At 73.6% G+C, this 8,126-nt stretch carries 5 protein-coding genes; 3 read left to right on the top strand and 2 right to left on the bottom strand.

What is annotated here, in order from left to right:
* Together ACFWFI_RS38110 and gabT are read right to left on the bottom strand one after the other, a co-directional pair.
* A partial coding sequence (locus tag ACFWFI_RS38110) for a phosphatase PAP2 family protein (protein ID WP_387399655.1) occupies positions 1–640 on the bottom strand: 640 nt, incomplete at its 3' end.
* A gap of 149 nt (positions 641–789) precedes the next feature.
* Positions 790–2,130, bottom strand: a complete 1,341-nt coding sequence (gene gabT, locus ACFWFI_RS38105; RefSeq protein ID WP_387399653.1) for a 4-aminobutyrate--2-oxoglutarate transaminase — start codon at positions 2,128–2,130, stop codon at positions 790–792.
* Positions 2,131–2,376: 246 nt separating this feature from the next.
* On the opposite strand from gabT, the gene ACFWFI_RS38100 reads away from it, so the two are divergent.
* From ACFWFI_RS38100 to ACFWFI_RS38090, 3 genes are all read left to right on the top strand, one after another.
* A complete protein-coding gene (locus ACFWFI_RS38100) occupies positions 2,377–4,746 on the top strand; it encodes an ATP/GTP-binding protein (RefSeq protein ID WP_387399652.1) in 2,370 nt (789 codons plus the stop codon).
* Between the two features lie 147 nt (positions 4,747–4,893).
* On the top strand, positions 4,894–6,471 hold the full coding sequence (locus ACFWFI_RS38095) for a PucR family transcriptional regulator (RefSeq protein WP_387399650.1): 1,578 nt from the start codon (positions 4,894–4,896) through the stop codon (positions 6,469–6,471).
* A 156-nt stretch (positions 6,472–6,627) separates the two neighbouring features.
* Positions 6,628–8,073, top strand: coding sequence for an aldehyde dehydrogenase family protein (locus tag ACFWFI_RS38090; RefSeq protein WP_387399648.1), 1,446 nt, complete (start codon positions 6,628–6,630; stop codon positions 8,071–8,073).
* The last annotated feature ends 53 nt before the right edge of the window (positions 8,074–8,126 follow it).

The raw sequence follows: 8,126 nt of genomic DNA, 5'->3' as shown, positions 1-8,126 counted from the left end.
TCACCCATGACCGCTTCAGATACGGGGCCAGCAGCAGGGCCGCGGCGCCGTACGCCACCATCGCCGTGGTCGTGTGGCCCGAGGGGTAGTAGCCCGTCGCCTCCGTCAGCGGGCCCTGACGGTCCGTCCACAGCTTGAGCGGGACGACGAGGGCCGGAACGGCGGCCATGGTCAGGACGGCGTACAGAGCGGCCCGCCTGGCACGGCGCAACCAGGCGACGAGGACCGCGCACGCGAGCACGGGAACGGCGACCTGCATGTTGCCGAGATCGGCGAAGAGATCCGCGAGGGGGGCGGGGCCGCGCCCCGCCAGCTCCAGGCCCAGCCGTTCGTCGGGATCCAGCAGCGGGCCGTCGGTCAGTACCTGCCAGGTGATCACGAGGAAGAGCGCCGGCAGCGCCGCCGCCGTGGAAACGAGAAGAACCGGCCACCGGGGAACAGGGGGGATTGTTCCGAGGTGGCCGGTCGGATCGGGTTGCCGCGCGCCCCGGGGGGTGTGGGGCGAGCGGCCATCCGATCGGTGAGGAGTCCCGGAGCCCGAAGCTCCAGCGGTGTGCGCGATGGCACGGCCGGGACGGCGCTGGGGGAGCCCCGGCCCGACATCACCCGCAGTCCCCTGCGGGCGGGGTGTTTCTCTCATCTGGGAAAACCGTACGTCAGAGGAAGGAGGCACCGGAAGTGACAACGGTATCCCGCCATGGCCCCCGCACACCTTCTTCACACGCCCTCACCCGGGCGCCGGTCGTCGCCGTCGGGGACGGCCCTCGGCGGCCGGGTGATTCGCACGCGTCAGAGCCGGGCGAACGCCTGCTCGATGATGTCCAGGCCCTCGTTCAGCAGGTCCTCGCCGATGACGAGCGGCGGCAGGAAGCGCAGGACGTTCCCGTAGGTGCCACACGTCAGCACCAGCAGGCCCTCGGCGTGACAGGACTTGGCCAGTGCCCCCGCGGCGGCCGCGTCGGGCTCCTTCGAGCCGGACTTCACCAGCTCGATCGCGATCATGGCGCCGCGGCCGCGGATGTCCCCGATGATGTCGCCGTTCGGGAGCTTCGACCGCATCTCGGCGAGGCGGCCCTTCATGACCTCCTCGATGCGCTTGGCCTTCCCGTTCAGGTCCAGCTCACGCATCGTCTCGATGGCGCCGAGCGCACCCGCGCAGGCCACCGGGTTGCCGCCGTACGTTCCGCCGAGCCCGCCGGCGTGGGCGGCGTCCATGATCTCGGCGCGGCCGGTCACCGCGGAGAGCGGGAGGCCGCCGGCGATGCCCTTGGCCGTGGTGATCAGGTCGGGCACGATGCCCTCGTCCTCGCAGGCGAACCACTGGCCGGTCCGGCAGAAGCCGGACTGGATCTCGTCCGCGACGAACACGATGCCGTTGTCCTTGGCGAACTGCGCGATCGCCGGGAGGAAGCCCTTGGCCGGCTCGATGAAGCCGCCCTCGCCCAGGACCGGCTCGATGATGATCGCGGCGACGTTGTCGGCGCCGATCTGCTTGGTGATCTCGTCGATGGCCTGCGCGGACGCCTCGGCACCGGCGTTCTCGGCGCCGGTCGGCCAGCGGTAGCCGTACGCCACCGGCACGCGGTACACCTCGGGCGCGAACGGACCGAAGCCCTGCTTGTACGGCATGTTCTTCGCCGTCAGCGCCATCGTGAGGTTCGTCCGGCCGTGGTAGCCGTGGTCGAAGACGACGACCGCGGTGCGCTTGGTCCAGGCGCGCGCGATCTTCACGGCATTCTCGACGGCCTCGGCACCGGAGTTGAACAGCGCCGACTTCTTGGCGTGGTCGCCCGGCGTGAGCTCGGCGAGCTGCTCGCAGACCTCGACGTACCCCTCGTACGGCGTGACCATGAAACAGGTGTGGGTGAAGTCGGCGAGCTGCGCCGAGGCGCGGCGTACGACCGCTTCGGCGGAGGCGCCCACCGAGGTCACGGCGATACCGGAACCGAAGTCGATCAGCCGGTTGCCGTCAACGTCCTCGATGATTCCGCCGCCCGCCCGAGCGGTGAAGACCGGCAGCGTGGAACCCACACCTGCGGCGACCGCCGCGACACGGCGGGCCTGCAGCTCCGCCGACTTCGGGCCGGGGATGGCGGTGACGACGCGGCGCTCCTGCGGGATGTCGGACATGCGGGGCTCCTGGGGGTGTTTCGGACGCTTCTGTTTCTGCAGGCTAGGGGTGGGTGCGGGCAGTGGTCATGCTCCGATCGGGAGTGGTGGGAGCGTGTCCTTGTCCGTCGCGGACAGATCCCCCGGTGAGGCCACCGGGCGACGCCCTGCCGGGACATACGGCCGCATGGCTGAACTCTCCGCTGCCCGGGCACTAGATTGGCCGGTGCAGAAGGCGGGACCTGGCTGGTCAGGGGGCAGCGGTTCATGGACACCGAAGGCACGTACGACGCACGGGGCACGGGCACGGGCGGGGTGCCCCGCCCTGCCGGGCCACCGCCCGCGGCGCCACCGCCTCCCGCGTACGCCCCGCACCCCCGGCGTCCGCCGACGGGGGACACGGGGGTCGAGGAATGGCTGCGCACCCCCCGCCCCGTGCGGGAACCGGGCGTATGGCGCTACGGGCACACCCCGCGCCCGCCCGAGAGGCCCGAAGGGGTCTCCGACCGCTCGCTGGTGGTCGGGGTGCTCATCTCCGTACTCAGCGGACTGCTCCTCTGGTCCCTCTGGCGCAACGGGTACATCCCCTACCGGCTCGTCCCGCTGAAGCTCTTCACTCCCGGCGACTGGTGGTACGCCGGTACGTTCGGCGGGCCCCGGACGATCGAGGGCGCCGACGCCCTCACCGTCTACGAGGCCGTCCTCTTCGGGCTCCTGGTCTACGGCTGCGGGCGCCTGGGCAACTGGTCCGAGATCTTCCGGCGCCACGTCGCCGGCCGGGGGCAGCCCTTCCTGGCGCTGGCCACGGCCGCCGGAGGGGCCCTGGCCGAGCTCCTCGTGTGGAAGGACGCCGTGCCGCTCGTCCGGCCGGTGCTGATCCTCGTCGCCTCGGTCGCGGGCGGCGAGATCTACCAGAGCCAGGCCGTCGTCAACGTGATCTACACCCTGATCGCCCTCGCGGTGCTCTGGCCGTTCGCCCGCCTCGGCCACTGGCGCGCGCTGATCGCCGACCGGCTCGGGAAGAGCGCCGCCAAGGCGCCCGAGGCACCCGCAGGGCCGCCGGACGCCCTCACCCCCGACCAATGGCCGGAGCTCCGCGAGGCGGGGCGGACGGACGCCGCCGAGGCCCTCACCGCCGCGGTGCGCACCGGCCGGATGAACGACGTCGACGTCGCCCGCCTGCGCCACGCCTGGAGCGTGGGCCGGGGCCACCCGGAGCGCCTCGCCGCGCTCACCGAGGCCGTCCTGCGCACCGGCGGCGCCGCCGCCCTCCACCCCTCGGGCGCCCGGGACCTGCCGCGCCGCACCGTCCGGCACGATCTGCTCACCGGGCAGGTCCGCATCGGCAGCTGCGCCGAGGACCCGCACAACCCGTACGCCCGCCGCGGTTCGGGGATCGCCCTGGAGCCCGCGCTGCTGGGCACCTCACTGCTCGCGGTCGGCCCGCCTGGGGCGGGCAAGTCCGCCCGGCTGGTGCGGCCGGTCGTCGAGTCGCTCGCCCTGCAGGCACTCGCCGGCCGGGCCGCGGTGCTCGCCGTCGGCGGCGCCGGGGGTGAGCTGGGTCCGGACGAAGCGTTCGACGTCGTGGTGCGGATCGGTGACCCGGCCTCCGTGCACGACTTCGACCTCTACGGCGGTACGACCGACCCCGACGAGGCCGCGGGTGTGCTCGCGGAGGGACTGGTCGGCGATGTGACCCACCTGGACAGCAGGCGCGCCGCCACCGTCCTCGCCCAGCTGCTCGGGCCGTACCGCGCCGTCCACGGGCACTTCCCCGGGGTGCCCGCGCTCCGGGAGCTCCTGGACGGGGACCACGCCGCGATCGACGCGCTCCGTGAGGCGCTCGGGGCGGGCGGCCACCAGGCCATGCTGCGCGAGCTGGAGGCCCGCACCCGCCAGAAGGGCGGAGCCGGAGACCCCGGGCCGGTGCTCGCCGACCGGATCGCGCTGCTCGACCGCCCCGCGTTCGCGCCCTTCTTCGCCACCGGGGACGAGGCCCGGCCGTTCTCGCTGCGTTCCCTCGAACACCTGCCGCTCCGGGTCAGGATCGACCTCCCCGAGCGGGCGCACGCCGAGGCGTCGCGACTTCTCACCCGGCTCGTCCTCGCCCAGTTCACCGCGATCGCGGCCGCCCGCACGGACCGGTCGCTGTTCGTCTGCCTGGTCCTGGACGACGCCACGAACACCGTCACCGCGGAGACCGTCCGTGGCATCCGGCGTCTGCGATCGGTCAACGCGGGAGCGCTCCTGACGCTGCGCACCGTCGACGACGTCCCCGAGGGGCTGCACACGGCCCTGCTCGGCGCGGTCGGCTGCTGCATGGCCTTCAGCGGCGTCACCACCTGGGACGGCAAACGCTTCGCCGAGGTCTGGGGCAAGGAGTGGGTGGAGACCCGCGAGGTCGCCCAGCACGCGGTCTTCGCGGACCAGCCGTTCACCCGTGCCCTGCACGGCCTGCGCAAGCTGGTCACCGGCAAGGCCGTGACCAGGGACGCCGTGACAGTGCGACGGGTCGAGCGGGAGCGCTGGTCCGCGTCGGAGCTGGCGTACCAGCTGCCCGCGGGCCATGCGGTCCTGTCGCTGACGACGGTGGACGGTGAGCACGCCTCCCCGCTCCTGGTCGCGCTGGACGGCTGAGCGCGAGGTTACGGGGACCCTGCCGCCCTGGCAGAATTGATGCCGGTCGTCTGTACGGGGCGGCGCATTCGGGCCGTCCGCGCGGGGCGGCCCAATCGAGCCGTCCGCACGGGCGGCGCCATCGACTCCCAGAGGTCCGGCGGTCCCATGCCACCCACTCTCGCCTCGCTCGTCCAGCACTCGGCTCTCAAGCTCACCGTCCGGGCCGGCGCCGACCGGCTCGGCACGCCCGTGCGATGGGCGCACGCCAGTGAGCTCTCCGACCCGGTCCCGTACATGGACGGCGGGGAGCTGCTCCTCGTCACCGCGACCAACCTCGACGCCCGGGACCCGGGGACGATGCGCCGTTACGTACAACGGCTGGTCGGCGCCGGGGTCGCGGGGATCGGCTTCGGCGTGGGCGTCACCTACGAGGAGATCCCGCCGGCGCTGGTGGACGCCGCCGAGGAGGCCGGGCTGCCACTCCTGGAGGTTCCCCGGCGCACGCCGTTCCTCGCCATCAGCAAGGCGGTGTCCGCGGCGATCGCCGCGGACCAGTACCGGTCGGTCACCGCCGGCTTCGAGGCCCAGCGGGAACTGACCCGGGCCGCCGTCGCCGGGGACGGCCCCGCGGAGCTGCTCACCCGCCTCGCCGCGAACGTCGACGGATGGGCCGCGCTGTACGACTCCTCCGGCGCAGTCGTCGCCGCCGCGCCCGACTGGGCGGCACGCCGCGCCGCACGGCTCACCCCCGAGGTGGAGCGGCTGCGGGACCGCCCCGCCCCGGCCAGCGCGGTCGTCGGCGACAGCGACAGCGACGACCGGGTCGAACTCCAGTCCCTGGGCACCGGCCGCCGGAACCGCGGTGCGCTGGCCGTCGGCACCGGGGCCGCGCTCGGCACGGCCGAGCGTTACGCCGTGCACTCCGCGGTCGCCCTGCTGACCCTGACCACGGCCCGTTCGCGGGCGCTCCAGGGAGCGGAGCAGCGCCTCGGCGCCGCGGTCCTGAGAATGCTGCTGGCGGGCGAGTCCGACCACGCCCGGGCCGTCGCCGGGGACCTGTACGGAGGGCTGCTCGACGCCCCCTTCCGGCTTCTGATCGCGGAGGCGCCGGCCCCCTCCGGGACGGAGCAGCTGGCCGAGACGATGGAAGCCGCCGCCTCCCGGTCCGGCGAGACCCTGCTGATGGTGCCCGAGGGCGAACGCCTCGTGGTGCTGGCCGTGGACGGCGGCGCCGCGGTCGCGGCCTGCGCGTCCCACGCCCAGGCCGCGGACGACCGGCCGGTGCGCGAGCCGGGCGCCGACGACGCCGATGTGGTCGTCGGGATGTCCGCCCCCTCCGGCCCGATCGCCGTCTCCGCCGCGTACAAGCAGGCCGAACAGGCCCTCTCGGTCGCCCGCCGCCGTGGCAGGGCCATGGTCGAGCACGAGGAGCTCGCGGCCGGCTCCGTCCTGCCGCTCCTCGCCGACGACGCCGTACGGGCCTTCGCCGACGGGATGCTCCGTCCGCTGCAGGAACACGACGCGAAGGGCCGCGGCGATCTCGTGGCATCCCTGCGCGCCTGGCTCTCCAGGCACGGCCAGTGGGACGCCGCCGCCGCCGACCTGGGCGTCCATCGCCACACCCTGCGCTACCGGATGCGCCGGGTGGAGGAGATCCTGGGCCGCTCGCTGGACGACCCGGACGTCCGGATGGAGCTGTGGCTGGCCCTGAAGGCGACGGCGGCCTCCTCCGGAACCCAGTAGCCCCGGTCCGCTACGACAAACCGGCGCACCTGGTCCCCGTTCCACTCCACGGCGGACAAGCCTCATCCGTGCCGGGTCGCCCTACGGTGGGGCCGAAGGGTGCCCGCACGGCGCCCGGCGATCGTCGTTCACCACCCCCGAAGGGCCGGAACCGCCATGACTTCCACCCACGCCTTCTGGCTGGCCGGCCGCCAGGCCACCGGCGAGGACAGCTTCGACGTCACCAACCCCTGGGACGGACGTCTCGTCGGCACGGTCTCCGTGCCCACCGACGCCCAGGTCGAGGAGGCCGTCGCCGCCGCGTACGCCGTGCGCGAGGAGTTCGCCGCGACCCCGGCACACGTACGGGCCGCCGCGCTCGACCACGTCGTACGCCGTCTCACCGAGCGCACCGAGGAGATCGCCCAGCTGATCTCCGCCGAGAACGGCAAGCCCATCAAGTGGGCCCGGGGCGAGGTCGGCCGGGCCGTCTCCGTCTTCCGGTTCGCCGCCGAGGAGGCCCGCCGCTTCAACGGCGGCGACGCCCAGCGGCTGGACACGGACGCCGGCGGGACCGGCCGTCTCGGGCTGACCCGGCGCTTCCCGCGCGGTCCCGTCCTCGGCATCGCGCCCTTCAACTTCCCGCTCAACCTGAGCGCACACAAGGTCGCCCCGGCCATCGCCGTCGGCGCCCCGATCATCCTGAAGCCGGCCCCGGCCACCCCGGTCTCGTCCCTGATCCTGGGCGAGCTGCTGGCCGAGACGGACCTGCCGGCCGGATCCTGGTCCGTGCTGACCGTGCCCAACGACAAGATGCCCGCCCTGGTCCAGGACGAGCGGCTGCCGGTGATCTCCTTCACCGGCTCCGGCCCGGTCGGCTACTCGATCATGGAGTCGGTGCCGCGCAAGCACTGCACCCTGGAACTCGGCGGCAACGGAGCCGCGGTCGTGCTCGGCGACTACTCCTCCGAAGAGGACCTGGACTGGGCCGCGACCCGTATCGCGACCTTCTCCAACTACCAGGGCGGCCAGTCCTGCATCTCGGTGCAGCGCGTCATCGCCGACGCCACCGTCTACGACCGGCTCGTCCCGAAGATCGTCGCGGCCGTCGAGGCCCTGGTGACCGGCGACCCCTCCGACGCGGCCACCGACGTCGGCCCGCTCGTCAGCGAGGACGCCGCCCGCCGCGTCGAGTCCTGGGTCGACGAGGCCGTCACGGCCGGCGCCACCCTGCTGACCGGCGGCAAGCGCGACGGCGCCACCTACGCCCCGACGGTCCTCGCCGACCTCCCCGACACCGCGACGATCGCCTGCGAAGAGGTGTTCGGCCCGGTCCTGTACGTCCGGAAGACGCACGGCGAGGCCGAGGCCTTCGCCGCCGTCAACGACTCCAAGTACGGACTGCAGGCCGGAGTCTTCACCCACGACCTGCAGACCGCCTTCCGCGCACACCGCGCCCTGGAGGTGGGCGGCGTGATCATCGGTGACGTGCCCTCCTACCGCGCCGACCAGATGCCGTACGGCGGTGCCAAGCAGTCCGGAGTGGGCCGCGAGGGCGTGCGTTACGCCATGGACGACTACACCTACGAGCGGGTGCTGGTCCTCACCGGCCTGGCCCTGTAGGCGCGACACCCGCGACGGACCGGCCGGAGCCCGCTGTGCCGGGGCTCCGGCCG

It is taken from the genome of Streptomyces sp. NPDC060209 (genome assembly GCF_042728155.1).
GTDB lineage: Bacteria > Actinomycetota > Actinomycetes > Streptomycetales > Streptomycetaceae > Streptomyces.
The sequence above is the reverse complement of the archived record's forward strand: the minus strand, read 5'-3'. Positions and strand labels throughout refer to the sequence as shown.